17 protein-coding genes and 1 pseudogene are annotated in these 25499 nt (G+C 47.2%); 2 read left to right on the forward strand and 16 right to left on the reverse strand.

Annotation, left to right across the window (positions count from 1 at the left end; all coding sequences use genetic code 11):
• The 16 genes and pseudogenes from DMB45_RS14045 to DMB45_RS14120 all read right to left on the reverse strand — a co-directional run.
• Window positions 1-1139, reverse strand: a pseudogene (locus DMB45_RS14045) (RHS repeat protein); the annotation flags it as partial.
• A 120-nt stretch (window positions 1140-1259) separates the two neighbouring features.
• On the reverse strand, window positions 1260-2903 hold the full coding sequence (locus tag DMB45_RS14050) for a DUF6443 domain-containing protein (protein WP_110688862.1): 1644 nt from the start codon (window positions 2901-2903) through the stop codon (window positions 1260-1262).
• Window positions 2904-2920: 17 nt separating this feature from the next.
• The gene (locus DMB45_RS14055; RefSeq protein ID WP_041503007.1) at window positions 2921-6952 is read right to left on the reverse strand and encodes a hypothetical protein; all 4032 of its coding nucleotides are present in this window, start codon (window positions 6950-6952) and stop codon (window positions 2921-2923) included.
• A gap of 122 nt (window positions 6953-7074) precedes the next feature.
• The gene (locus DMB45_RS14060) at window positions 7075-8145 is read right to left on the reverse strand and encodes a type II secretion system F family protein (RefSeq protein ID WP_041503006.1); all 1071 of its coding nucleotides are present in this window, start codon (window positions 8143-8145) and stop codon (window positions 7075-7077) included.
• Window positions 8135-8653 carry a hypothetical protein gene (locus DMB45_RS14065; RefSeq protein ID WP_041503005.1) on the reverse strand — a complete coding sequence of 173 codons (519 nt, stop codon included), beginning with the start codon at window positions 8651-8653 and terminating at the stop codon, window positions 8135-8137. Before DMB45_RS14065 ends, DMB45_RS14060 begins: the two co-directional genes overlap by 11 nt.
• Window positions 8643-9005, reverse strand: a complete 363-nt coding sequence (locus DMB45_RS14070; protein ID WP_041503004.1) for a hypothetical protein — start codon at window positions 9003-9005, stop codon at window positions 8643-8645. Before DMB45_RS14070 ends, DMB45_RS14065 begins: the two co-directional genes overlap by 11 nt.
• Window positions 8993-10219, reverse strand: a complete 1227-nt coding sequence (locus DMB45_RS14075) for a hypothetical protein (RefSeq protein ID WP_041503003.1) — start codon at window positions 10217-10219, stop codon at window positions 8993-8995. Before DMB45_RS14075 ends, DMB45_RS14070 begins: the two co-directional genes overlap by 13 nt.
• Window positions 10220-10262: 43 nt before the next feature.
• Window positions 10263-10730, reverse strand: a complete 468-nt coding sequence (locus DMB45_RS14080) for a hypothetical protein (RefSeq protein WP_041503002.1) — start codon at window positions 10728-10730, stop codon at window positions 10263-10265.
• Window positions 10730-11140, reverse strand: a complete 411-nt coding sequence (locus tag DMB45_RS14085) for a hypothetical protein (RefSeq protein WP_052634503.1) — start codon at window positions 11138-11140, stop codon at window positions 10730-10732. Before DMB45_RS14085 ends, DMB45_RS14080 begins: the two co-directional genes overlap by 1 nt.
• Window positions 11104-11616 (reverse strand): hypothetical protein, encoded by a 513-nt coding sequence (locus DMB45_RS14090; protein ID WP_041503001.1) that lies wholly within the window; start codon window positions 11614-11616, stop codon window positions 11104-11106. Before DMB45_RS14090 ends, DMB45_RS14085 begins: the two co-directional genes overlap by 37 nt.
• Window positions 11613-12605, reverse strand: a complete 993-nt coding sequence (locus DMB45_RS14095; protein ID WP_146216457.1) for a hypothetical protein — start codon at window positions 12603-12605, stop codon at window positions 11613-11615. Before DMB45_RS14095 ends, DMB45_RS14090 begins: the two co-directional genes overlap by 4 nt.
• An 11-nt stretch (window positions 12606-12616) precedes the next feature.
• Window positions 12617-14503, reverse strand: coding sequence for a type II secretion system protein GspD (locus DMB45_RS14100; protein ID WP_236684932.1), 1887 nt, complete (start codon window positions 14501-14503; stop codon window positions 12617-12619).
• A gap of 8 nt (window positions 14504-14511) precedes the next feature.
• Window positions 14512-15933 (reverse strand): GspE/PulE family protein, encoded by a 1422-nt coding sequence (locus DMB45_RS14105; protein WP_041502999.1) that lies wholly within the window; start codon window positions 15931-15933, stop codon window positions 14512-14514.
• Window positions 15930-16415 carry a hypothetical protein gene (locus DMB45_RS14110; protein ID WP_041502998.1) on the reverse strand — a complete coding sequence of 162 codons (486 nt, stop codon included), beginning with the start codon at window positions 16413-16415 and terminating at the stop codon, window positions 15930-15932. The genes DMB45_RS14105 and DMB45_RS14110 overlap by 4 nt, the downstream gene beginning before the upstream one ends.
• Before the next feature lie 3 nt (window positions 16416-16418).
• Window positions 16419-16829 carry a type IV pilin protein gene (locus tag DMB45_RS14115; RefSeq protein WP_041504738.1) on the reverse strand — a complete coding sequence of 137 codons (411 nt, stop codon included), beginning with the start codon at window positions 16827-16829 and terminating at the stop codon, window positions 16419-16421.
• An 8-nt stretch (window positions 16830-16837) separates the two neighbouring features.
• Window positions 16838-17575 carry a winged helix-turn-helix domain-containing protein gene (locus DMB45_RS14120; protein WP_041504729.1) on the reverse strand — a complete coding sequence of 246 codons (738 nt, stop codon included), beginning with the start codon at window positions 17573-17575 and terminating at the stop codon, window positions 16838-16840.
• A gap of 715 nt (window positions 17576-18290) precedes the next feature.
• Between DMB45_RS14120 and DMB45_RS14125 the strand changes: the two genes are divergently transcribed.
• The gene (locus DMB45_RS14125) at window positions 18291-22151 is read left to right on the forward strand and encodes a hypothetical protein (RefSeq protein ID WP_110688864.1); all 3861 of its coding nucleotides are present in this window, start codon (window positions 18291-18293) and stop codon (window positions 22149-22151) included.
• A 26-nt stretch (window positions 22152-22177) separates the two neighbouring features.
• Window positions 22178-25495 (forward strand): DUF6443 domain-containing protein, encoded by a 3318-nt coding sequence (locus DMB45_RS14130; protein WP_052649340.1) that lies wholly within the window; start codon window positions 22178-22180, stop codon window positions 25493-25495.
• Window positions 25496-25499 lie beyond the last annotated feature (4 nt).

A 25499-nucleotide genomic window follows, 5' to 3' on the forward strand; every position in this document is an offset into this window, starting at 1 on the left:
TCCGTCAGGAAGTAACGAATATCGTTACCCGTGCGGCTTCCCGTTCCGACCAACACCCGACCGCTCGCCGTGGTTGCGCCCTCTAACTGTATCCCGGCGCTGTTTTTAACGTGTGTCAAAGAACCCGAGTAATAGAATCCGTTGCCGCTCGCGTCCGCTACCCTTAACTTCGTCCCGTCGGCCAAATAAGTGTAAGAGGCTTTTAGCGTCGTTCCGGACTTTACCGCCGATAACAAATTTAAAACATTATATTCAAAATTCAAACTTTTTCGACTGTCATTTATCATGTTCCCGTTGGGGTCGTAAGAGTAGGTCCCGCTAACCCCGTTTTTGATCAAGCCGGTCAATCGATTTCCCGTGTAAGTGTAGGCGAGAGAGGTCGCGGATGGACCCGTGCGATTGAGGGTCAGGATGTTGCCGTTACGGTCGTAGGTCAATCCCTTCTCGTCATAAGCGTTGTTCCCGGCAAGAGCTGTCCATGCCGTTCCGCCCTGGTAATGAACGCTGCCTGACAGCCGGTTTAAACCGTCGTAAGAGAGGGCGTACATCACGGGAGCCGTGGTCCCGTTCTTCCATTCCCACTCGCTGATGTCACCGTTGTAATACTTTTTCCCGGAAGCACCGAGGGCGGTCGTCTCGTAACGCAAGGTCATGGTAAAAGGGGTACTGGTCTTGGAGGTCAGCCATCCCCGGGCGTTGTAGGTCATCGTCTCGGCGAGGAAGGTGGCTCCCGTCTTGTACTTGTTCGTCTTCAACCGTCCAACGGCGTCATACTCGTGTTGCACCACGGCGGGAGTTCCACCGTTCAGGGTGCTGCTCGAGGAGAGAAGACGGCCACGGCGATCGTACGTGTTCACCGTCTCCAGGATGTCAGTTCCCGTGGCGCTGTAGCCGTGGGCTTCCCGGGTTTTCAGGACGTTCCCGGCGAAATTGTAACTCATGTCGACCCGGCTCTTATAACCGAGGAGGTTGTCGCTCGCTGTCTGGATAACCCGGCCGAGGTCGTCGTAATAGGTGGTGGAAGTGAGCCAGGTGCTCGTGCCGAGGACACGTGTCTTCACGCTCGTGACCTTGCCCCCGGTACTCGTGCCCGGGGCGGTGGCGTACCCGGCGGTAGCGACAAAGGGAATCGCTATCACGTTACCGCTGGCAGGATACGTGTCGTACGCCGTGTATTTCAGGGCCGTTCTCGTCCCCGCCGGGGTGTAGCCCGAGCTGGCGGAGGCCGCTGTTTGAAGAGCGGCATGAGTGGTAGCCGCCTACAAGATCACCTCGCCGGATTCCACCTCCCGGTTGAGAGCATCGTAAAGGGAGTAACTCCATTTTTTCGCGTCCTCGGCCCGTTGCTTACCGTCCTGGCTCATCACGAGTCGATCCCGGTTATCGTAGACCAGGTAGACGGGATCACATCCCGGTAATTTCTTCTCCGTGACACGCCCTTTCCCGTCGTAAGCGTAGTAATAACCGTAAAGACCAATTATACCTGCTGTCAAAGGACCACGTGCATTCGCCTCCGGCGATAGCACGTGACGCAAGCGTCCCAGGTCGTCGTGCACGTTACTCGTGGCCAGGCGTTGCCCGGAGAGGTAAGTCACGCTCTCGACAACCTCCCCCCTCCCGCTCGTGAAGCTCTCCCTGATGTTGCCGTCCTCGTCGGTGGTTCTCTCCCGGGAAAGAGAATTAGCCGGGTAGTAGCCCCCGTCGACTAATGTCCCGGCAGCGTCGACCTTCCAGCGACGCACCTCGTTGGCCGTGTTGGTACCATAATAAAGAGTCACCCGTTTTCCCGCCTGGTGCCAGTTTTTGCCGGGACCCGTCTCGGTCAACACTCGCCCGAGGGGACTCGTCTCGAAAGTCGAGAAGCTAAACGCGAAATTACTCTCGTCACTCCCGTAAATGCTTCCCCACCGGGAGGCGAACAAATTTTTATCGAGGTAGGTTCCGGTGCCGGCGGTACTCTCGAACGGCAGGAACTTTTTCTCCTCCCGGCCGAGTTTACCGAAACCGAAAGGCGTGACGATATCCTTCCCCGAGGGAGAGGCTGCCACGGAGACCAATTGCCTGGAGCGTCCGCCGGGACCCGTGTAGAGCACGTCATCCACTCGCTTGGTTCGATTGGAGGTGACAGTTTCCGAGTCATAACGACCGCTGATCACCTGGTCCATTCCCGCGGTGTAGAGTTTACCGTCGTACCGACAGACCGTCACGCTACCGATCATCGCGATGGTTTCTATATCCAATGTAGCCTTTATCTGGTACACGCCGGCTTCTCTCACCTTAAACTCGATGGGACGATCCAGGTAACATTGCCATTTCCCTTTTTCGACCTCTTCGGCTTGAGCATCATCCGGCCACTCCGGGTATAGGCTCAGATCCGGATTGGCAGGTCCGTAAAGATACGCCACTTGTACTCCGTCACGATAAAGACCGTACTTCACACCCGGTTCCGTGCCCGACAGGCGAATAACGACCGAGTTTGTGTCGACCACGACACCGCCTCCCGATACCCGAAACCGATTCAGGTTGCCGTACGATCCTTTCCGACGGAGAAACAACGAAGTTTTAGCCAACTTCAACTGGTACTCCCTAAAATAGAGCTCACTCGTTCTCGGCATAGTTATGGTTATCTCTCCATCATAGCCTTCAATCTCTCCCCCTGCCACTTGTATCGTGGCTGAAGAAAAAGGTGTTCCCTGCAACTTCTGCCGCAAAGCGGTCTGAATATTTTCAGCGGTTACATAATCCGAGGTAAAAAAGGATACCTTTACTGTTCCCCCCTTCTGGGGAAAAATAACTCGTTCCGGTTCAAATTTTTGTATCTTATCCAAATGAACCAGCACACCTTGTCCCGCCACAAAATAGTGGGTAAACAAAAAGCATAATATGATATATATCGTTTTCATGATCTTGTTTTTTACGATTAATGATTACCAGGCTGTACATGATAGTGATACTCTTGAAGAATATTCCCGTTTTTATCTCTTGCCCGGAGCAAGCGCCCTTGCGGATCGTATTCCCGGCTCTCGATAATCCCGTTTCTGCCGGTACGACAAACGACATTCCCTTTACCGTCAAGACTGGTCAGTTCGAATTCAATACCGTCCGGGCAGAGCGCGGCGGACAGCACGTCATCAGAAAACCTCAATTCCAGGCTTGCTGACAATTGCGCCGCCGAGACAGGAATTTCTCCCTCCATGCAATAGTGTCCTGTTCCCTGTGTGACCGTGAACGTGTTCTCCCCGGTTCCGACCGCTACCCCCGACTTGGTAAATGTCCAGGATACGGATATGGAGAGGGCCTTTGCGGCAGAACGTTCAACCAATAACTTGTAACGATATTTATTAGCATTTACCTTCTGTACAAGTAGTTTACCCGGTATGTCCACACCCATTTTATCCCGTCCCGACAAGAATGCCATCATATCGGGTTTCCGGGTATCAAACCGGATCGGATCGACAATATCCTGTATCATATTTAAATAATCCGCCCGAGATATTCCAATATTATTTTGTCTGCGATACCAAACCATTTCGTATTCTCCCTGCACCTGCTCCTTTTTACCGGCCTCCTCAAAGATTTTTTGACGATGTTCTTTACCTTGTAAAATATCCTCCACGATCTTCATAATTTCTTTATGAAGTGTCCAGGACTCACTCAAAAAAGAATCCCGTAAAACACTTTCAGGGAGATTTTGATGAAAATCGTAGTAAGTTTCCAGCTTTTCTTTCATACTCTTAGTCGGAAGCTCGCTTACTTTAATATGCTTTAATTCGCTCTTTCGATACCGATCGAATGCCGCCACGGAAGAACGATCGGCCTGCGCGGCCACGAGTATACGATTACCGGTCTCCTCGTCATAAACATAAGTTTCTTTCCCGGCTGCTGATTTTACCTCCGCAACACTTACTCGTGTCCCCGAACCGGAATAATGCAATTGTCCGTCCACGGTATAGGCCGACTGCGCCCGCGTGAAGTAATTATTCAAACTACCGCTTGCCACGCTGACGGGATTCACCTGGTTCGACCGCAACAATTTAGAAGGCAGGTAATAATGTTTTCCACCGATCAGGGTATCCATGTAGGTCGTCACCTCTTCACCTGCGAGTAAAAAACTCGTGCTGCCAGGAGTTTTCACGTACGTACTCGTCCGAACGGGTAAATAAAGCATATTAGCGGCACGCATATCGGTCAACAACGCGCTCGTGTTATCGAGAAAGGCATCCATCACCACCTTTGAATCCTGCTTGTACTCTGTCCCGTCGGCCGTGGTCGTGACAACACTCGTGGGGGTAGTTCGCCGGGTATTCCCGTAAGTGTAGCTTCGGGTGGTCACGTTATATTTTCCGGTAAACGAGGTTTTTGTAAAATCACTCTCGGAAGGTGTTCCGGCCGCTGCCGATTCCTGATCGAAAAAATCGTACTCCACCTCCCCGGTCAAAACGGTGGCTCCCCCGTAATATATTTTATAAAATTGGTCCGGTACTACCATATTCTCCCGGGGTTGCACGTTGGGGACATAAAAAGTCGTATAGGGATTGAAATAGACTGTTGCCTCCCCGTTCCAATAAAACGGTTCGTTTCGATTCGGCATATAGGTTAACGCATTCTCCGTATCCACAAAAAAGCGGAAGGATTTCAATTGTTCAACCTGGGTAGAGAAACCATAAAGAGAAGCCCCCGGAAAGAACTCGTTTTTAATCGTACTCGAAATGGTATAAGTGGTCCCCGGAAGATTGACCAAAGCTTGAGAATAGCGATTCTTTTTCAATTTCAACAATCGTCCCTGTTTATCGTAAATAGCAGTACCGAGGGGTAGCCCGTGCAGCCAGTATGGATAAAAAGAGCGTTGGTTCAGTGATGTCGTCTGGAAAGATTCGGGTACGCAAAAATAGTGCGCGATGTACCCGTTTCCGACCTGCTCTTCCACCACGTATCGGTAAAATAAACCGTTATTCCCCGTGTTAAGAATGGCCATTTCATCATCTTGCACCAGAGAGTGAAGAATCTTGTCTGAAAAAGTACCATAATTCAGCACTTTTGTCAGCGTCTGGTATCCCACCGCTAACACTCCGGAACCCGTGTTACCGGTAGCGGAGAGATTCCGGTAATGGTAGCGGGTGGTATCCCGGTTCCCTTCCCCGTCGTCCAGCACGACCTCCTTCACCCGAATTCCCCCGTACTTGATCCCGTTATACTCGTTCAACTCGTAATCCACGTTTAACTTCCAACCTCCGGTTCCGGTAATCTGCCGCAAAGAGTAGGCTTTCGCGTAATCGGCATTACAGGAGCGGCCAGGAAATGTCGTCAGTTCGGGGGGCAAGCTTAAATGTTCCGATTGTACATAAGGGTAATTCGTTTGTATTTCCGCCACTAAAGGAATCAAGTGTTCGATATTCGTAGCCGATCCGTTATAATACCCCCATATATCCCGAGTTTTGGCATGCAATGTATCCAAGTAATAATCAAAATTATAATACCCCAGTAATCCGGCTTTTTCATTTCCGATCGTCAATCGACTCAAGGTTCGTCCTTTATAGGAAAAGTTAACCTCCCGGATCACATCTTGTTTATAATTCTGCCATTGAATTCCGGTAATAGAACGTCCTTCTCCCCAAAAGACAATATTATTTGTACCCCAGGAAACCCGGGCCAATTTTTTTTCCTTGACCGACTGACGAGTAAAATCATCTACCTTACTGACCGTCTTCGTGGTGGTTTCTTCGATATCGAGTCTCATGTAACGTAATATTTCGGTCAAACACCCGCGAAGAGCAGAAGCATCGTACAATAAACCATCGTCAATGAATCTATCCAACAAATTCCGTACATAACTGATTCGAGTCATCGCTTCGGAACAGGTTTCGGAAGTAAAAGTCCAATCCGACAGACACCCGATGATTCGATCGGCAGCCATAACCTGACTCATTACATTGTAATCGATTACGGTATGCAAAGTCGGGATACGGATTATATCCAACTTACTACACGTTATCCCGTATTCCTTCGAACGTTGTACTTCTGTCAATACTTCCACGTAAGCAGGAATATTTTCCACGTTCTGAGCCAATTCTCTGAACCGGATATCATTAGGCAATTGCGAAGCATAATATTTAGCATTATTTATATTCGTCGTAATCTGTCTACTATAACGATCGATCTTACAATCGCGTTCCTTCATCCCCTTTCCGTAATTATATACCATCTCGTTCCACGAAGTATAGTCGACAACGGAACCGTCCGTGTAATAAAAACGGATAGGATCATCACCGGGAATTTGAATTTCACTTAAATACCAGGAAGAGACAAAATCTCTATTCCAGATATTGTTTCCCGCATCGTTCGGATCCTGATAACAAGCTCCTAATGTCATTTCCGGAACGGAAAAGACATATTTCACTCCGCTCTCGTCCGTGATCTCATATCCGTCTTCTATTTTTTCGATCAAAAGATTCGACTTTTCCAAGGTTTTTACGACCACCTGACCGACCTCTTTTACCTCGATAAAAGAGACCTTCCGTCCGTTGAAAAAAGCCGTGAATATATCGGATTCTCCATCCTGCTCGTGCGTATTTACTTTTTTCTTTGTTGCCGCAGAATGATCCAGCGTCTCCAGTAAAAAACCGCCGTAGTAATCGTCGGCCAAACCTCCGCGAACCGTACGGGTAATCACACCCCCGCACATCAGATTCCATCCTATCCCCCAAGGCCCTTCGGCCTCGTCCACTTTGACTCCTCTGGCCGAATAAACCAAAGAGACAGGAAGGGTAAAATGCCCGGAAGATAGTTCAAACAGAGGAATCGTGTAATTAAAAGTTCCGGTACTGTAATCGACAGACGAGCTCTTTAAATCGGCAAGTCCTTTTGCCTGTTCACCCGGTTCAAATTTTTGTGCACGGGACATTCCGAAAATACCCCAACATAATATGAATATAAAAAACACTCTCTTTTTCATAATTTTTTAATTTTAGATTTCACTTTTGGTTCCATCGGCCTATTGCCGACAAATCGTTTTTAACTAATGTTCATTTTCCTTTCTCATAAGCACACATTTTAAAAATTCGACATTTGATTTCATTACCCGATGACTCCCCCGAGCTTAAACATCGGCAGGTACATCGAGACTAACACGAGGGCAACAAGTCCCCCGACACACAGTATCAGAACGGGTTCCAACAGATTCCCGAGTTGTTTCAATTCATGTTCCAGCTCCCGGGTAAGATCTTCCGCTTGCTTCGAAAGCATATCTCCCAGACGATTGGTCTCCTCACCAACCCGCACCAGAGTCACTAATTTTCGATCGTAAATCAATGGGAATACACTCAACGTATCGGCAAACAGTTCTCCCTTTCGTAACCCATGACTAATCCTATCGAATGAAATTTGATAAGGAAAAAAGGTAATGATATCCCGTAATAGCTCTATCCCGTTTAACAGGGGAACCCCGGAGCCGTAAAGCAAGTAAAGCAGCTTGCAAAAACGGGCTTCCTGATTTTTTCGAACTAATCCCCCCATCCCGGGAAGTCGCAGTAAAAAAGAGGAGAGGAGAGAACGAACCCGATCGTTTTTACCCTGAAAAAAGAAAAAGAGTCCCCCCGTAATCAGGATACCCAAAAAAGTCAATAAATAAACCGGAAAATTGCCGGATAACGAAATAATCCACCGGGTTATAGCCGGAAGTTCTCCTCCCATACGAGCATACACCTGTTCGAACATAGGGACAATGACCAAAATCATAAATACCAGTACCAACATTGCCGTCAAGAGGATAATCAACGGGTAACTTACGGCACCCGTTATCATTCGGCGTTGTTCCTCCCGTTTACGGTAGTAATCGGCCAAAAAACGCAACGATTCATCCACTCGTCCCGTCTCTTCTCCGATCCGTAATACCCCGCTATCCAACGGAGAAAATTTTCCACTCGCCACAAAACTTTCCCAAAGCGAATGCCCGATAATCACGGATGCATATAGCTCCTCCAACAAAACTTTTACTCGTTTGTCCGTCTCCCCATCGATGAGTAACCGAAACGAACGCCCGAAATCCAAACCGGAAGTCAAAAGCGAGTGTAATTCGGAAAAAAGTACCTCCTTTTTCCCGTTTTTCAATCTCCAGTTTTTCCGAAATACATCGATATCACTCTTCATACTCGTATATTTTTTCCTGCTCATGCAGTTTATCCGTAATTTCTCCAAGACGGCGATTACCGATACCAAAAGGAATATCTAAGATTTTTTTTCCCATCCGCAGATATATCCGCAAAGAATCCGGAAAAGAGAGATCTTCCTTAGAGGATATAAATTCCCATCGTTCCACCGAACGAAAAAGCGTATCCGTACTCTCCTCACCAACCCGCACGACAACCGAATCCCTCTTTTCCAACACGGAATAAACCTCACCGTTTCGATAAAGGGATAAACGCTCTCCCCGAAGCTCGGCACGATCGTTCGCCTCGAGTAAACAATCCATTCTCCGGTAGTTATCCGACAAACGATAGGAGGACAACAACCTATCCGTCAGTCCGGCCGTCAACCCCCGAACCAGATCAGCCCCGTCAAAGAGAGCCAGAAAGAGGAGGGCAGAAACCGTTATGACAACTAATATTTCTACCAGGGTCGTTCCTTCCCATTCAAATCGTATTACATCAAATTTCATTGTTTTTGGATTTAATCAGATAATCGTACCGACTATCCCTTTTGCCCCGCAAAGGATAAACGTGAATACTCAATCGTTGTATTTTACCCCGGTAAGGAATCAACTCGATCTCCAAGATTCCCCCGTCGTAAGTTCTCGTGTAGTTTCCCGAGGGAAAGGCCCCCCTCGAATAGTCCTGAAAACACCGTTTCACGGCTACCCAAGCGCATAAGTCCTCTTCCGGGGATTGCTCCTTCAGCATCACGCGTGTCAATATCTCCATCGTGACCATAAAAGCTCCCAACCAGATAACGGAAGCCACGATACACTCCAAAAGAGAAGAGGCTCGCAGTTCATGTCTCAATCGACCCATCTGACCTCCTTTCTCTCGTAATTCTTTCCCATCCAAAAGGGATAAGAGACCAGCGAAGTCTCCAGCAAAGCCACATCATAAAGAATCCCGGAATAGAACCCTTCCGGGGCAAAATAGTAACAGGACCGGGCATACAGGCTACCCGAAACGACCCCGTGTACCTCGGCGATACCGTCCACGTACACCAATCCCCGCACCCTGGAACTCTTCGATTGAAAATAGTTGGCCGAAGGAACTTCGCTCTCCTCATCATGCCCTGATACGATAATATAGCCATTTACCTCACAATACTTCCCAAGACGGATAAGCCGTCGATCGTTCTCTCCGCTCACCCACAGACCCGAGCCGGGAGACAAGCGGACCTCATCCTCCAGAAGAATGGAATCCCGCGCAAATACCTGCAGACTTCCCTGAAATCCGGCAGCAATTTCGACTTTACGGGCCACGACGATCAGGTTTTCCAAGCGATTATCTCGCTCTAAAAAAAGTTCTCCCGGGGTATACAGGATTACCCGCCCCCGCATATCGACTCCGGAAAGGTATTCCCCCGTTTCGAAACAAAGAAGCGAATCGGTAAAAGATCGATGCAGATACTCGTTCCCCGCGAGAAGAGGATACCCATCGAGAGAAAACAGTTTTTGAATCCCGTCGACATACTCCTTTTCAGGAAGGGGAAACTCTTCCGGACTCTGTTTTATATTCCTGGCATCAACCTTTTCACCCCCGAAAAAGACCGAACGCACCTGCGTGTAAACAATCCCGTTACGGGGAATCCGGGCATCACCCTTCACGTATGTTTTCCCGGCCAAGGAAAGAGTTCGTCCGTCTTCCGGCAGAAAAAGAGTCGTTCCGTATTCACCCTCTCTTCTCTTTCCGAATATCCGGGTTCCCCGTGTCCCGTTACGAACCTTCACGGTGACCGCCTCATACAAACCCCATTTTCCCGAAGTATATTGTACCCGGGAAGAGGAATCTCCCTCGTAAAGCAGATAAGTCCGATCCTCCCGTAACCTCTCTGTCAAAGTACTGTCCAAAGCATAAAGTACAAAAGCAGACTCGATATGCGCCCGGTATCGTTCCCGTTGTTCCGATTGATATCCTAACGTTAATTCAATGTTCCACAACGACATAACAGACAAAACGACCAATAACATAAGCATGCAAACTACCAATACGGTAGCCAGCACCGAAGCCGGTATCGTACAATTTCTCATAAATTCAGATTTTTAACGCACGGACAATAAAACGCTTGTCCTTTTACTCATTTTCCATGATTACCGTGTATTGCTTACTTCCTTTACGCACGACGACAGAGTCCGCAAACACGCTACAAACCAAGAATCCGTCGATTTTGTCGGTAACGGCAACAATCCGTCGCTCCTCTCCCGACGCCACCAAAAGAAAATCTTTTTTCCCCTTTTTAATTTTACCCAACAAACGAAATCCGGGAGGAGACTCCACTTGCTGAAGGAGTTCCCGCTTTTTTCCGGGAAGTCTTCCCCGGGAGACAGGCAGAGCCGATCCATGACCTAAAAAAGGGTCCCGGTAATTTAATAGCAATGCGACCTCTGTCCCGAGAGGAGACGTTCTCGGTTCCATCACGGGAATCTCCGTTTTTATCCCGGAACCGGTTAACCCGATCACCCGGACCGCAATCGCACCCCAAATCAAAAGAGTCGATGCCAGTAATATCCATTGGGTCCCGTTCTTTTTCAATGCTTTCATCACTCCTCTTTTGAAGGTAAAACAACAATCCTCCGTACGGAATACAATCCTTTATAAGCCGAATTCTCCGGCCTTACCCGCCATTCATAGGTACCTACATCCAAGGTAAAAGAATATTTATTCCCTGTCACAAGCGTATCCAGCAAATAAAACTCAGGCCGTTCAAAACCGGGCTTCGCCACTTCCAATCTATAACCCGAAGCCCCGGAAACTTCCTCCCACACGAAATTTTGTTCCCTATGGGGTGTCCGAATGCTATCGGCCGGAGCTATCAAACACACTCTTTTCTCCGAAATATCTTTCTCGAACAAATCTTCACATCCTCCCAATAAAAGCACGAGAATCATACAACCGGCCACCCTTTTCTTCCGTTTCACTCCCGATGATGTACGCTTAATTGTTGTATCCATAACGTCATTTTTAATTGTTTCTTTTTCTTCACTCTGTCTACGGTCGTACCAAAAGCGACCGAAACCACTTTTCCCAATGATTTATCCCGTTCGATAAAATCCAATAATTTCACTAAAGAGATAAAATCTCCCGAAAGAGTTAATTCCCCGATATCTATTCTTACACTCCCTTCCGTTCGAAGCAGATAAGGAGTATATTTAGACACGACGGTCTCTCCTTCCGTAAGCATGGGTGATAATTTTTTCAACCACTGCCCGTCCTGTAACACGGCTTGTGAAGAAAAAACCTCTTTTACCCGCGGTAGACTACTTCCGTCCGATTCCATCCTCAATTTTTCCAACACGCCCAGTTTCTCTCTATACTCCTGCCAGGAAGCAACCGTTCCCCGAAAACCTAAAAACCAGGCTATCAAAGGCAGGGCACACAACAAGCTGGCCAGTTTTATAAAACTCTTATAGGCTCTCCATCCGTTCATAACCGAATCTCTATTTTAAAGAGCGACTGTCCCGTATCCCGTTCCCGCTCCAACGAAATCAACTTAACCTCCCGGGCGAAATCCGTTTTCGTCAATTCTCCGATAAACCGCGTTATCTTTTCCGTTATCGCACATCTCCCTTTGCAACGCAGCAAACCGTCACGAATCGACAAGGGTTTTCCCTCTTCGTAAACTTTGAGAAGCGGACCGATCTCCAAAGATTCCAGCACGACTTCCGGAGGAATAACGGCAGCCATCCGGTCGACGATAAAAGCATTCCTTCGATTTCCGGTTCGCCGGTATTCATTCACGACACGTTCCACTTCTCTCGAATGCTTATCCCGTGCCGAAACATTACGTTCCACCCGAGTCAATTCGGCCTGTAGCAAAGAATGACGTTTTCTCAACGTGTCGTTCCACAGGAAATTGACCAACAATAAAGAGAGCAGACAGACCAAAACGGGTAATCTCAATTTACGCCTCAGAAGAGTACACAAACAACTTCCTCTTTCCGTCGGCTCCATCAATACCTTCCATTTCAGTTCTTCCTGAAAAAAGCGGAAGAGATACGACTCGTATTCCCGTTCGTCGACAGAAGGACTCAAATGAATGCCTGCAACGGGAACCTTCTGCTTTTCCAAAACAGCCGACAAAACCTCTATTCTCTCTTTCCGGGTAAAAACGATCTTCATCCCATCCCCGGAAAAAGACTCCCTTTCCCACAAAAATTCACCTCCGACAGTTATTCGTTCCATTCCACCTCCGGTCTCATCGAATAACTTCGTAATAATCCCCTCTCCCGTGAACCATATAACAACAGGGTAATCAGGAGATTTTCTGAAAAACGACTCCGGTTCCACGCTTCGTTCCTCTCTTACTATCGTCACTCTTTTTCCGCGACAAATCCCTTCCAGGTAATCCACAACCGGATCACCCTCTCTCTTCATTCGCACAACCAGGAGTCCCACTCTCTTCAATATTACACTCAATCCTCTCATTTTCAATAGATCACCGTAGGTTTAATAAACACGTTTAACTTCTCATCCACCTTACTGTTTTTCGTCGACCCGAATAACCATTTCAAAACCGGAACCCGGGCTAAGAAAGGTAATCCGTTAGACGTTTTTTCCCGGCTATTTCGATCTATCCCGCCAAGCAGGACCATCTCTTCGTTCCGCACCTGAAGCAAAGACTTAAAACTCCGGGTGGCAGTACCGGGAGGAGCATCCTTCTCCTCCCGGGTTGTAAACTCACTCTGCTCGATCTCGATCGAAAGAGTTATCTTCCCGTCCTGACTCACGAAAGGCACGATCTTCAGCGTCAAATTAGCCTCTATATTTTTCCAGGTATAAGACTCTGTCGGAACCGGGATCTGCGACCCGTAGTAATTATTTTGGACCTCTTTATAATACTTTGTCTCCCCGCTCTTAAGCGTTGCTTCATGGCCGTTTAAAGTAGAAAGTTTCGGAGTCGAACGCAACTCGATATTCCCGGCATCCTCCAAGGCTTTCAGGTTAAGGTAAAAATCAGGCGTTACTTTTCCCAAATTAATCGATCCGAAACCGTTAAAACTATTGATCAATTTATTGATCGAGGAAGCCGAGAGCGACACGGCCACACCCGGACTTAACGTACCGCCTGTTTTTACCGGTTTATCTCCGAGTCCGGCCGTTACACCCACTTCCCGGATGACGCTTTTTCTGGAATCCACGATCAATACCTCTATCGTAATCAAGGGTACGCTGCGATCAATCGACTCCAGGAATCGTTCCACCTCCCGTACCTGACGAGTTGAACCGGTCGCAATAATACTATTTTGATCCGGAAACAACTGTACCTGCATTCCGGTCTTCATGGCCGTGGGTATCAACTCCACGATTTTATCCGCCGAACGATAACGCATCGGTATCACCCGGGTTAAAACCAACTCGTTATTTTTAGTCGTCGAACCGAATAGAAATATTCCATTCTCTTCCCGGTAAGTAAAAGGCGTACCGGCAAAAAGCACCGAAAATAGAGCAGGTAAATCAACATTTTTCACGTGTAGCGCCGTCTCCTGATTCAACGGAACCAGAAACACCCGGTCGATTCCGAGCAACGCACACACATCCGCCACGATGTCCTGAATATTTCCCCGGTTGATCGAAGCCGTTATCCTTTTCAAACTATCGGCCGTTATCTGATCGGCAGAAAAACCGCGCCTCCTGTTATAAAGGGGAGCCGTATCGCTTTTATCCCCGGCAGCTGCCAGCGGAGCATACAACATCCATGTTCCGCTTTTCTCCCGGACAATCTCCAATTTATTTCCGGAAGCTAAAACCGTAATAGCCTCCTTCACCGGCATCTCCCGAACATATCCGGACACCCGGTAGCGGTATAAATCAGTAGGAACAACGATCTTCTGTCCGGTCAAAACACTCACTATTTTAACGACGGAAATCAGATCGTCATCCCGAAGATCGTAAGACAAAACACCCTTTATACTATCAAATTCTATTCGGGGCTCCCGTGCAACGGGAGCAGGCTGTTCCGGGGAAGTAATCGAAATAATATTCCCCACAACTTCCAAATCCAAACGATACTCTTTGCACAGAAAAAAAAGCAGATCATCGATACGAATCCGTTTAAAGTTACAGGTAACCATCTGATCCTCGTCCACCTTGTAACAAAGATTCACCCCGTTTACCCGGGCTATGGCTCGAAAAAATTCTCCAAGCGACAACTTCCCGACAGAAATATCGATCTCGGAAAGGTAAACACTATCCCGGGCAACAACCCGTTCCAACCTCACCCGGACAGAATCCAGCCGCTCTTCTTCTCCTTTCACCTTTCCGACGAATACCTGTAAAACAACAAACAGCAGAATCATTTTTATGCTCATCATCATATCTCTTTTTACGAGTTTATTAAAGTCAACACTTCCTCCAGAGAGGTCTGTCCCGTCTCCAGTAATTCCAGAGCCGAATCCGACAAGGCGCGAATATTTCGTTCCCGAAGATACTTCCCGATGTCGGACTCCTCCCGTCGGATCGCCCCGGATAACTCTTCATCCACCGGAATGACCTCGTATATAGCCTTACGTCCCCGGTAGCCGGTATAATAACATTGCTCGCACCCTACAGGTTTAAACAGAGATTTCAAACGATGAACGGTTGAAATTCGACCTGAAACCGCCCCGACCTCTATCTCTTGCTTGCAACAAGGACAAAGCAAACGTACCAAACGCTGGGCCACACAGAGAATAAGCGTATCCGCTATCAAATAGGGATGCACTCCCATATCGACCAAGCGGGAGACACTTCCCCAGGCACTATTCGTGTGGATCGTCGAAAAAATCAAGTGTCCCGTGAGCGAACTTCGAATAGCCATTTGAGCCGTATCCGTATCCCGGATTTCACCCAACATGATGATATCCGGATCTTGTCGTAAAAACGTACGCAAGGCCGCCGTGAACGTCAATCCGATCTCCTCTTTCAACTGTACTTGATTTATTCCTTGAAGAGTGTATTCAACCGGATCTTCTATGGTCAATATATTATTAGTCACCTCGTTCAACAAACGAAGAGTGGCATACAAAGTCGTACTTTTACCGGATCCCGTGGGTCCGCTAATCAGAACCAACCCATGCGGTTTCCGTACAGACACGAGGTAATCCTCCAATTGCTTACGGGAAAACCCCAGGTTTTCCAACTCCAATAACTCCACGTGGCGGGTTAACAGACGCATCACCACCTTTTCCCCGTGGATCGTCGGTAAAGAGGAGACCCGGACATCAAATTTATCTTCTCCCTGTTCGTAAAGAATACGACCGTCTTGAGGCAACCGTTTCTCGGATATATCCAGATTGGCCAAAATCTTTACCTGATTGACCAAGGCCGCGTAATTCCCTCTCTCGATCACGTAACGCTCCACCAATTTTCCATCCAACCGAAAACGCACCCGACAACGCTCCTTATCCGGCTCCAGATGAATATCACTGGCATACTCCCGGTAAGCCTCTTCTATCAATCCTTGCAGAAACCCCGAATTTCCCGAAGCAGGTTTACGTTTTAAGCGTTCTCTTTCGACCGCATCTCCCTCGTTACGATACGATTGTTTTATCAACCGGGAAAAGAGTTCTCTATCCAAAGAGTTTACAACGATCTTCTGTCCGGTCAATACTTCCAATTCGGTTATAACCGATTCATAATCCCGACCGGACTCCCCGTAACAACATAACGTATCCCCTTTCGTTTCACAAGGCACCAATTGATACTCCCACGCTTCCCGGGCAGAAAAAAGTTGAAGCATCTCGGTAGATACATGAATTTCTTTCATAACGTTGAATATTGAACAGTACATATCGGAAACAAGAAGCGGATTAAAATCCGAATCAAGTAGCAAATACCGACCGTCGCCACTAACGGAATCGTCAACTCCCTTTTTCGTTTACAACAAACGCCCCATCCCACCAATGTCAACAAAAACGAGATTACCAAAAACTTCGGAAACTCCAATCCCGCGAATGCCGGAGTCAGGAAAAAAAGAAAGACTATATCTCCGCTACCGATAAAACGGCGGGTCGCAAACGCCACCGGACCGTATTTCAGTAATAAATACAAGCACACACCCAGACCTAAAAATAAGAGAACTACACTATTTATCCCGGTCCGTATAACAGTTTCATATATCCCTTCTTTCATTAAAACAACGATAAACTGTAAGCTTCCGAAGACCAATAAGGTGTATACACTCACTACCCGCCTTTTAAAATCGGAACGGATTAATAGCATCAAAGGTATCGTCAACAAAAATTCCATCGTTTAATCTTTCGTGATTTCTTTCAGTTCCTTGTTTTGATTGATCTCCCAAACATTATATATCCCGTCGCCGTCAAAATCCACAACCGCCGTAGCTATTGCCCGGAAACCTTTCTCGTTGGCCTCCACGATCTCAATGCGGTAATTGGCATTTCCCCCGTCCGTCGTAAGTTTTGCTTGTTCGAACCCCAACTCTTCCAGCGAGGTGGAATAACGCGAGTGAGTATAAAAATTACTCTTCTGCAGGGTATGCAAAAAAACCAATTGCTGCTGCGCCTCCGTACTCTTCGCTTTTGAAATCAACGGCATCAGATTAGGTAAGGCAATTAACACCAGAATGCCGATAATCACCAAAACAACCAATAATTCAGGCAAGGAAAAAGCCTTTAAACAAAAACTCCTTTTTTTATTCATACTATTTTTCATTTAATACATTCATATTGACACTCATTTTCATCGAATACATTTGCCTCTTCCTCGTCCTGTACTTTTAACATATACCCCATCTGCCAATAGGTCACAATCTCGACATAAGGTATCGGTTTCAATAATTTACGACAACAGGATATGATCTTTCTTAATCCCTGAACATTGGATTCGTCATCACATCCCCATCCCTCTAACAACAGGCTTCGACGCCGGACGACACAAGAGCAATTTTCGACCAACAGTCTCAATATCGCGTATTGTTTTACCGTTAACCTCGTGGCCGAACGTCCAACAATCAATTCGGATACATTCCTCTTCAAATAAACATCCTTGGCCACTTTCAGGACTCCTCCCCGCCTTGCATTCAAACGATCCTCTCTTTCTATCGCCTGCGCATAAGCCAAAATACCTTCCGCTCCGCACTCTTGACTTATGTATTGGTTAGCGAAACCATTCAATCCGTTTACAACCTGTTCAGCAATGATTTTCTCCCCGACTAAAATGACATAAATATTACAATTTTGACGTTTTATCATTTTAGCATAGGTTGTACACGAATACCTCTCGGGATAATCCCTAAGAAACACGATATCCGGAGTCCGCTTTTTACAGTAATCACAAGCTTCCCCATTACTTTTAACAACAATCAAACGATGTCCATTACTTGTAAATAAATCGACTACCTTTTGAGTCATATCAGACCGTTGTTCTACATAAAGCACTAAATTCATAATTAATATATTAATTAATTTCTGATAAATTTAAACACTCAAACATGCACTAAAAAGGCAGTAAACATTACTTTTTCACTCCTTTTAATATACATATCTATACTTTTATTTATATATATTTACCATAATATTTATCAATAAAAATATCACACTACCAGTAATCAGTTATTAATAACTCGATTAACATAGAAAGTAATAGAATTATCATATCAAAACAGAATATAAATTTACATTTATTAACGTTTAGGCGTTTTTTAATAGAATCTTCTTTCATCAAAATTTAATGAAAGAAGCAATAAAGAGATCAATATCTCAAATCAAATTACACGGAGTAATTACAATTCGTTTTTATTTCTCACACCAATACCATTAAAATTTTTCAAACCATTCGCTCTCCAACTTTCTTTCAACAATAAAACAAAATACTCCGTTTACAACCAAATTTCACACCCACATATTACAACTTAAAAATGTTTACGATCAACATATTCATGCAACATTCTCAATCAAAGGAGCTTATTTTCAGTACAACAAAATAACAAAAGAATGTTTACTCCCTTTTTACTGCTCATTCTTTGATATAACATCAAGGCACGAAAAGTCAAACCTAAAAAACAGACGTGCCTATGGAAAAAGAAATTTAACCCTACCCCGACACTTCGCGACTAAAATAAGCCAACCGGGACAAGTGTTAAATTAAAGAAATAATAAGATCATGAAGAATAAACTATTTTTTATCCTGATCATATTCCTGGGTATACCTGGAATATCCCCGGCACAAAATTTCGAACCGGGAGAGCAAGCTCAAGGCTACTTGAACATGAAAAACGTTTCCGTCGATTATGCCACGGGCACATTCCACTACAGTATTCCCCTGTATACGCTCCGTTCCGGAGATTTTTTGCTACCCGTATCATTGGATTATAACGCGAAAGGAGTAAAAATCGATGATAAACCGGGACAAACCGGTTATAACTGGACCCTAAACACGGGAGGGATCGTCACGCGTGTCGTTCGGGGAGGAATTGCCGATGAAGACGACTTGGGCTATGCACGGGCAGAAAGCGAGGCTGATGCCGTTGTCGTAGAAAATGATATTGACCGGGTCAATAAACGGCAAAGAGACGGCGAATCCGATATCTTCACCGCCGTATTTAGCGGCAACAAGGTCAACTTCATGATCAAGATGGATGCGAATAACCGAATCCATGCCGTCCCCCTCGAGCGAACGAACATTCATATCGAGTGTAGCACCAGTATAGCCGGGAAATTTATAAACGGGTGGACCATCACGGATGAAGGCGGGAATCGTTATTATTTCTATTATTCGGAATTAATAAAAAATATGAACTCGGAAGCCGCCATCAGTAGCAACGGGATCCGGAACAAAATGTACCTCTCGTCATGGTACCTGACCCGGATAGAACCGTTAAACGGGGAACCGATTACCTTCAACTACTCCGGGAGAGTCGAAACCGAGTACATCTCTCCTTATCGCACGTCGTACTGGTACGGTCGTCCCGTGATTGAACGGTCGCTTAATTTCAGTTCCTATCAAAATCAATTTCGATACGCCATTGAGCAGGCAAAAAGATATCTTGGCTCGTACTCGAGCGAAACCCAACTAAACAGTCAATTTCTCGTGTATGCCGGGTATGGGAATTGGATCATAAATCCGTATTTTGAGGAAAATCAGCAAATCATCACCACGAATCTCAGGATCATGGGGATGTTAGGGGATATTCAACGCGTGACGGCTGCCTCACAAAATTTAATCAACACGTTAAACAACCTCATTAACTCGTACAAGAATAGCAGTTCAAGTAATGCCCGGGCTGCCGCCTCTTGGTTTCAAACAGCCAAACGGTACGTTATCGAAAGTATCGACGAGATGGCCCCTGTCACGTTAAAAGAAAGCGGAGGGATAACATCTTATAAAATAGCATCCCCTCTATTGACGGAAATAAAATGCGTGGATAAAAAGATCATGTTCACTTACAAGGAACAAATGGCAAAATTAAACACGATCACCTTGTCAGACATCACCGGGAACCAAATCTCCAAGGTCAAACTATATCAAGGAAACGTGTTAACGTCTCTCTATTTTTACGACAAGAATGACGTATCCATTGAAAAAATGTTATTCGATTATTACCCTTTGCCCACGGAAGGAAGGCCGTATTATGACCTCTGGGGATATCGTAAACGACTCGTGGGAAATGACAATCCTTATTCCCAAAAAGTGGATATAGAAGCGGCAAAAGCCTATTCTCTAAAAACAATTACCCTGAAAAACGGGGGGCGATTGAGCATCGATTACGAGTCGAACGTGGCGGAATACAAACAGGAACCGTCATCAGGAACGATAGTAGTCGATATCGGCGGGATACGGGTAAAATCATTAACATTCATGGATCGAACGGGAGAAAAGACAGACTCTGTCTTGTATGCCTATCCTCGTCCCGGTAGAATGGTGTACGACAGTTACGAACGCCTTAATTTAGTCCATTACGAGGAATTCACGGATTGGGTAAAACACTCCAGGATCAGATCCACGGGCTTCGCCTTTTTAAACACGGGAAACAACGGGGTATACTATCCTTACGTGAAAGAGACCACTCCTGGTAAAGGGATAAAAACCTTTTTGTTTCACGTGCCTTCCCTGTACTTTTTCTGGCCGGAAGCTCCTCTAATTTATCCTTTCTGGTTAAACGGCTTACCCCTAGCCACAGCCGAATATGATGATCGTGGGAACCTGAAACGACTCGTTGAAAAGAAGTACTACACCGATCTCTCGTTTAACCCGGGATTCATTTCACCCTATTTTTATGACAACATGAGTTATTTCACGCAAGGCGATACCTCATTGTGTTACAAACAAAAACGCGTACAGGTAAAACCTTACGAGTATTATTTAGACCGGGAAGAACAGATAGCCTATTTCCAGGGATTAGGGACAATTCTTTTATACCAGGACGAAGGCAGATTGTGTTATTATATCCCTTACGACCACACCTTTATACCGAATATAGAACCCCGTACCCGGATAACACTACCGCAACAAAACTACGAGCTGTATTACGGGGGAAAAACATTGCTCAAAGAGCTATCGGAATACCGTTTCGAGGTACAAGTCACGGATAGCGCCTCCTTTAACGACTTTACCACGTGGGCAAGCGGTACGCCGTTTCAAAAGACTGAATTCTTTTACGATAACCCGAGAGCTTCCGGCTTGCCTACCAGAATATCCCGGAAAGATTCCCGCGGGAACACGATCGTGAAAGTGACGAGCAGAGTAACCGAAATGAGCGAATCCGCGAGCCCGTTTATCTCGAAAATGAAGCAGGCAAACCTGCTATCCCCCGTGATCAAGCAAGCAACCCTGAGAAACGGGCAATTGATAGACGAAACGGTCGTCCGGTACGAAACCCTCGAAACGGATAGTTCATGCTTTTTCGGTCTTACCGATCAATACATCTATCAAACGGAAAACCCCGTTGCCTACACCTTGGCCATACCCGATCAAAACTTGTTCACACGAGGAGAAAACAATTATCGCACGGAGAACAGTTCCGAATACAAGCGAATAAAGAAGTTTTACCTGCCCGTGAGTAACACGACCCGTTCGACCAGCTCCGCTAACGTGTACGATGCCTCGGGAAACTACATCGTCTTAAAGGCACACAATGCATCCCCGGATCTTGTCGCGGCGATAGACCGGAACAGACATACACAGGCCGCCTTTTTAAAAGAACAAGTAGATATCAACACCCGAGTTCGGGATTTGTGCGACAAGTTTATCAAGGGATACAACGTTTTCCCAAAAATAAATTACGGCCCGGATTACATGGCTTACACGCAAACCTATGAACATGGCCTGATGATAGACATCATATCTGTCGTCGCTTCCGGAACCGCACCGGTCAATCCCCAACAATTTCAGGTATGGCTCGACAGCGCAAGGGCCAACGACAATACGCACGCTATCTCCTTTATGCTATCGTATTTCCTTGTAGCAAATGAACCGAGCTTTGACATGGACATCAATAGTCTCCAATTCATGATAGGAGCTATTTGCAATCCGGAAATTGTTAACCTGAAATTTTTCGATAAACTGACCCCTTTCGATCCCGAACAAATTTTCCCAGCGGAAAACACGATAAGTATTACTTCCGTTCCGAACACGAAACGAGTCAAACTATTTGTCCTGGTCGAAGGACCGGAAACATCGCTTACTTACTCGGTTCGTCATGCCGGGGGAACAAGCAACGGGACGTTGACGCTTTCCGGTTCATCAGGATACTCGGTACAGTCATTTGAAATCGACCTGACCCCGTACGCCGGAGTAATTTCCGTTACCGCCACGATTCCGTCAAATGTCGTGAGCATCGTCATGGTTCCCCGGGAATCCTCTTTCGAGGCGATCTCCTATAACCTGGACGGATCTATTTTTTGCAAGTTCGACCACAACGGGCAGCTGGAACTGAACGAGTACGACGAGGCGGGCAGACTGATCAGGATAAAGGACCGGACAGGCAACACAATGAAAGAGCTGCAATACAATCGACTAAAATAAAACACGTTAACTCGAATTCTAAGATCATGAAAAACATATATATACTTGTACTATTGACGGTGGCTTTTTTCCACGGGATAAAAGCCAGCCCGGTAAACGAGAATACCGTGCCTCCCTCCTTCACGACTACACGCGACTTCGTGGCGGAGAAAATATACATCGAACCGAGTAACAGCATTCCCTCTCCCCGAAGCATCTATAACGTGATCTATCTCGACGGTTTCGGCAGAAAACAACAGGTGATTCTGGTTAAAGCCTCTTCCGGCGGAACGGCCGACATCATCCTGCCCCTCGTGTACGGGGTACAGGGAAGGATAGAAAAAGAGTATCTCCCTTACAACAAGAGCGGAAACAACGGGGCTTATCACGATACCCCCACGACCGCGAGCAACTGGAACGCGTACGGCACCGCGGAAGCCGCTCATGCGTTTACCGGAACAGTGTACGACAACTCTCCCCTAAATCGGGTAATAAAATGCACGGGAGCGGGCAAAAACTGGCACGACCGCCAAAAGGGAGTATCGATATCCCACGGCTTAAACACGACCAATGAGGTTCGTCGCTACAAAATTTCCCTTAACGGTACGTTATCTCTTGACGGGTATTACCTCGCCGGCTCCCTCCAAAAGGAAACGATCATCGACGAAGACGGGAACATCACTGAAAGGTTCTCGGACAACCAGAACGTAATCGTGCTGTCGGCAAACACGGAAGGAAACTCACGATTAGAAACCTACAGCGTGCACGACGACCGGGGACTACTCCGTTATGTTCTTTCCCCGGAGGCCAGCTATCGATTGGGAAGCACGATTGACGAAACTCTCCTCCGGCAACTGGCTTACCGGTACGATTACGACCGCTGGGGACGAATGACCGTGAAACGTTTACCGGGTTGCGATCCCGTCTACCTGGTGTACGACAAACGGGATCGGCTTGTCATGAGCCAGGACGGTAAACAACGGGACGAAAACGCTAACAAGTGGAGCTACTCGTTGTACGATCCACGAAACCGGGTAATCGAAACGGGCGAAATCGTGTTAGCGGCGGCAACCACCCACGCCGCCTTGCAAACAGCCGCCTCCGCCAGCGAGAACTACTCCCCCGCCGGAACCCGTGCTCCCCTCCAATATACACGGTATGATTCTTACACGCCCAACCCTAACGTCCCGGTACTGCCGTTCGTCGCGACGCCAGGTTACCCCGAGGCGTATTACCCCAACGTTACCGGATGCGTTACCGGTACAAAAACAAGGGTACTGGGAACAAACACCTGGTTGACCGTGACTACTTACTACGACGACCGTTGCCGGGTGATCCAAACCGTGAACGACAATCTTCACGGTCAAAAAAGCCGGATCGATACTAAATACGATTTTGTCGGAAACGTGCTGCAACAACGGGAAAGCCACGGGGTAAGCGCCACGCGGACGGATATCCTGGAAACCGTGAACACCCACGACGACAGGGGAAGGCTAATGACCTCCGTCACGAAATTGAACAACGGCGTCCCCGCCACGACTATCCATACCTATGACGCTGTCGGGCGACTCGAAACCGTGAAACACGGGAACACCACGGAAACGATGACCTATAACCCGAGAGGATGGTTGACGGGGAAAGAGAGTACACCTTTTAAAATGAAATTACGTTACGATTCACCCCGGGGCACCACGCCCGCCCGTTATAACGGGAACATCAGCGAGTGGGAATGGCAACAGGGGACAAACACAGCCCTGATGTACGGGTTTACCTATGACGGGATAAACCGCTTGAAAGAAACAAGTCAATTCCTGAAAAACGGGAACACGTGGACGACCCTGGCAGACAACTACCTGGAAAGAGGCATTGCCTACGATCGTAACGGCAATATCAAAACCTTGCAACGAACGGCCAACGGGAACACGGTGGATAACCTCGTTTACACCTACACGGGCAACCAGCTGACCGGCTTAAACGAGAGTATCCGCACCACGCCAGACGGGGATATTTACACCCCGGGCAATGCCGCCACGGGCACCTATTCCCACGATAAAAACGGCAACATGCTAAATGACAGTCGAAAAAATTTGAATTTTGAATATAATGTTTTAAATTTGTTATCGACAGTAAAGACCGGGACAACTTTGGCAGTCTCTTATTCCTATCTTGCAGATGGAACCAAGTTACGGGTAAGGGATGCCGCCGGGAACGGTTTTGACTATTTGGGTTCTTTGACATACAAGAAAACAAGTGCCGGGTTACAACTCGAGTCGGCCAATTTCGGGAGCGGCGTGATCCGGGCAAACAGTTCCGCCAGCGGTGGCTTCGAGGTGAACTACTTCTTGACCGATCACCTCGGCAGCGTCAGGGTGATTGTAGATGACAACGGGAACGTGAAGGAACGAAACGACTACTACCCCTTCGGTGCCAGGCACGCCCGGGCAGATTACGCCCAACAAGACGGAAACCGACACAAGTACAACGGAAAGGAGGAACAAACCACGGGAAACACCGGGTTCTTGGATTACGGATGGCGCATGTACGATAACGCGATTGCCAGGTGGTGGGTTCCGGACCCGATAGCCAGAGAAGACCCGGCGGGATCGCCCCTAACCTACGCGTTGAACAATCCCGTGCAATTCATCGATTTCCTCGGGTTGGACGGTATACCCGTAAACGACGTGGATTGGCCCAGTTTTAACCCGAACGAGGACGTGATCGAGCTGGGCGAGGTCACCGTCACGGCCACCAGACGACGAAACCGCTTCTGGACGAGCGGACCGGCCATGTTTTTTCAACAACATCATTACGGGGATTACCGGGTACAACAGGGGTTAAAAATTCGTTGGGTGGAGAGCGAACATAACAAGAGCGTCGCCACCCTGCAATCGGCTCTGGACATTATAGGGCTGATGCCCGTCGCCGGGGAGATTTTCGACGGCATAAACGCGCTGGTTTACCTATGCCAGGGAGATTACCTCAACGCTTCCATCAGTGCCACGGCCATGGTGCCCGTCGCGGGATGGGGTGCCACCGGGGGCAAGGTGACAAGCAAGGCCCTGAAGGCTTTTAAAGCCGGGAACTTCCGGAAAAACATGATCCGGTTAACCGGCATTAACCCCGGGAAAAGCATGCAGGCACATCATGTATTCCCGAAGAAATTCCATGATAATTTTAAAAAATTAGGCATTAACGTCAATGACCCCAAGTTCGGGAGCTGGTGGGAAACGGGCACCCACCAGAAAAACTCGTACCGGTACAATCAAAGATGGGATAAATTTTTCAAGGACAATCCCACCACCGGGGGAGCTTATGGTGTCGCCCGGGAATTAGGTACTAAACACGGTTTTACTTTAAATTTTTAAACAC

This window comes from Sanguibacteroides justesenii, from assembly GCF_003204205.1.
In the GTDB taxonomy this organism is placed as follows: Bacteria; Bacteroidota; Bacteroidia; order Bacteroidales; family Marinifilaceae; genus Gabonibacter; species Gabonibacter massiliensis.

Coding starts and splice junctions, on each gene's coding strand:
- DMB45_RS14075 (WP_041503003.1), bottom strand. CDS start 10,219: ATGAGAAATTGTACGATACCGGCTTCGGTGCTGGCTACCGTATTGGTA.
- DMB45_RS14100 (WP_236684932.1), bottom strand. CDS start 14,503: ATGATGATGAGCATAAAAATGATTCTGCTGTTTGTTGTTTTACAGGTA.
- DMB45_RS14050 (WP_110688862.1), bottom strand. CDS start 2,903: ATGAAAACGATATATATCATATTATGCTTTTTGTTTACCCACTATTTT.
- DMB45_RS14055 (WP_041503007.1), bottom strand. CDS start 6,952: ATGAAAAAGAGAGTGTTTTTTATATTCATATTATGTTGGGGTATTTTC.
- DMB45_RS14090 (WP_041503001.1), bottom strand. CDS start 11,616: ATGAACGGATGGAGAGCCTATAAGAGTTTTATAAAACTGGCCAGCTTG.
- DMB45_RS14125 (WP_110688864.1), top strand. CDS start 18,291: ATGAAGAATAAACTATTTTTTATCCTGATCATATTCCTGGGTATACCT.
- DMB45_RS14085 (WP_052634503.1), bottom strand. CDS start 11,140: ATGGATACAACAATTAAGCGTACATCATCGGGAGTGAAACGGAAGAAA.
- DMB45_RS14065 (WP_041503005.1), bottom strand. CDS start 8,653: ATGAAATTTGATGTAATACGATTTGAATGGGAAGGAACGACCCTGGTA.
- DMB45_RS14120 (WP_041504729.1), bottom strand. CDS start 17,575: ATGAATTTAGTGCTTTATGTAGAACAACGGTCTGATATGACTCAAAAG.
- DMB45_RS14070 (WP_041503004.1), bottom strand. CDS start 9,005: ATGGGTCGATTGAGACATGAACTGCGAGCCTCTTCTCTTTTGGAGTGT.
- DMB45_RS14115 (WP_041504738.1), bottom strand. CDS start 16,829: ATGAATAAAAAAAGGAGTTTTTGTTTAAAGGCTTTTTCCTTGCCTGAA.
- DMB45_RS14105 (WP_041502999.1), bottom strand. CDS start 15,933: ATGAAAGAAATTCATGTATCTACCGAGATGCTTCAACTTTTTTCTGCC.
- DMB45_RS14060 (WP_041503006.1), bottom strand. CDS start 8,145: ATGAAGAGTGATATCGATGTATTTCGGAAAAACTGGAGATTGAAAAAC.
- DMB45_RS14130 (WP_052649340.1), top strand. CDS start 22,178: ATGAAAAACATATATATACTTGTACTATTGACGGTGGCTTTTTTCCAC.
- DMB45_RS14080 (WP_041503002.1), bottom strand. CDS start 10,730: ATGAAAGCATTGAAAAAGAACGGGACCCAATGGATATTACTGGCATCG.
- DMB45_RS14110 (WP_041502998.1), bottom strand. CDS start 16,415: ATGGAATTTTTGTTGACGATACCTTTGATGCTATTAATCCGTTCCGAT.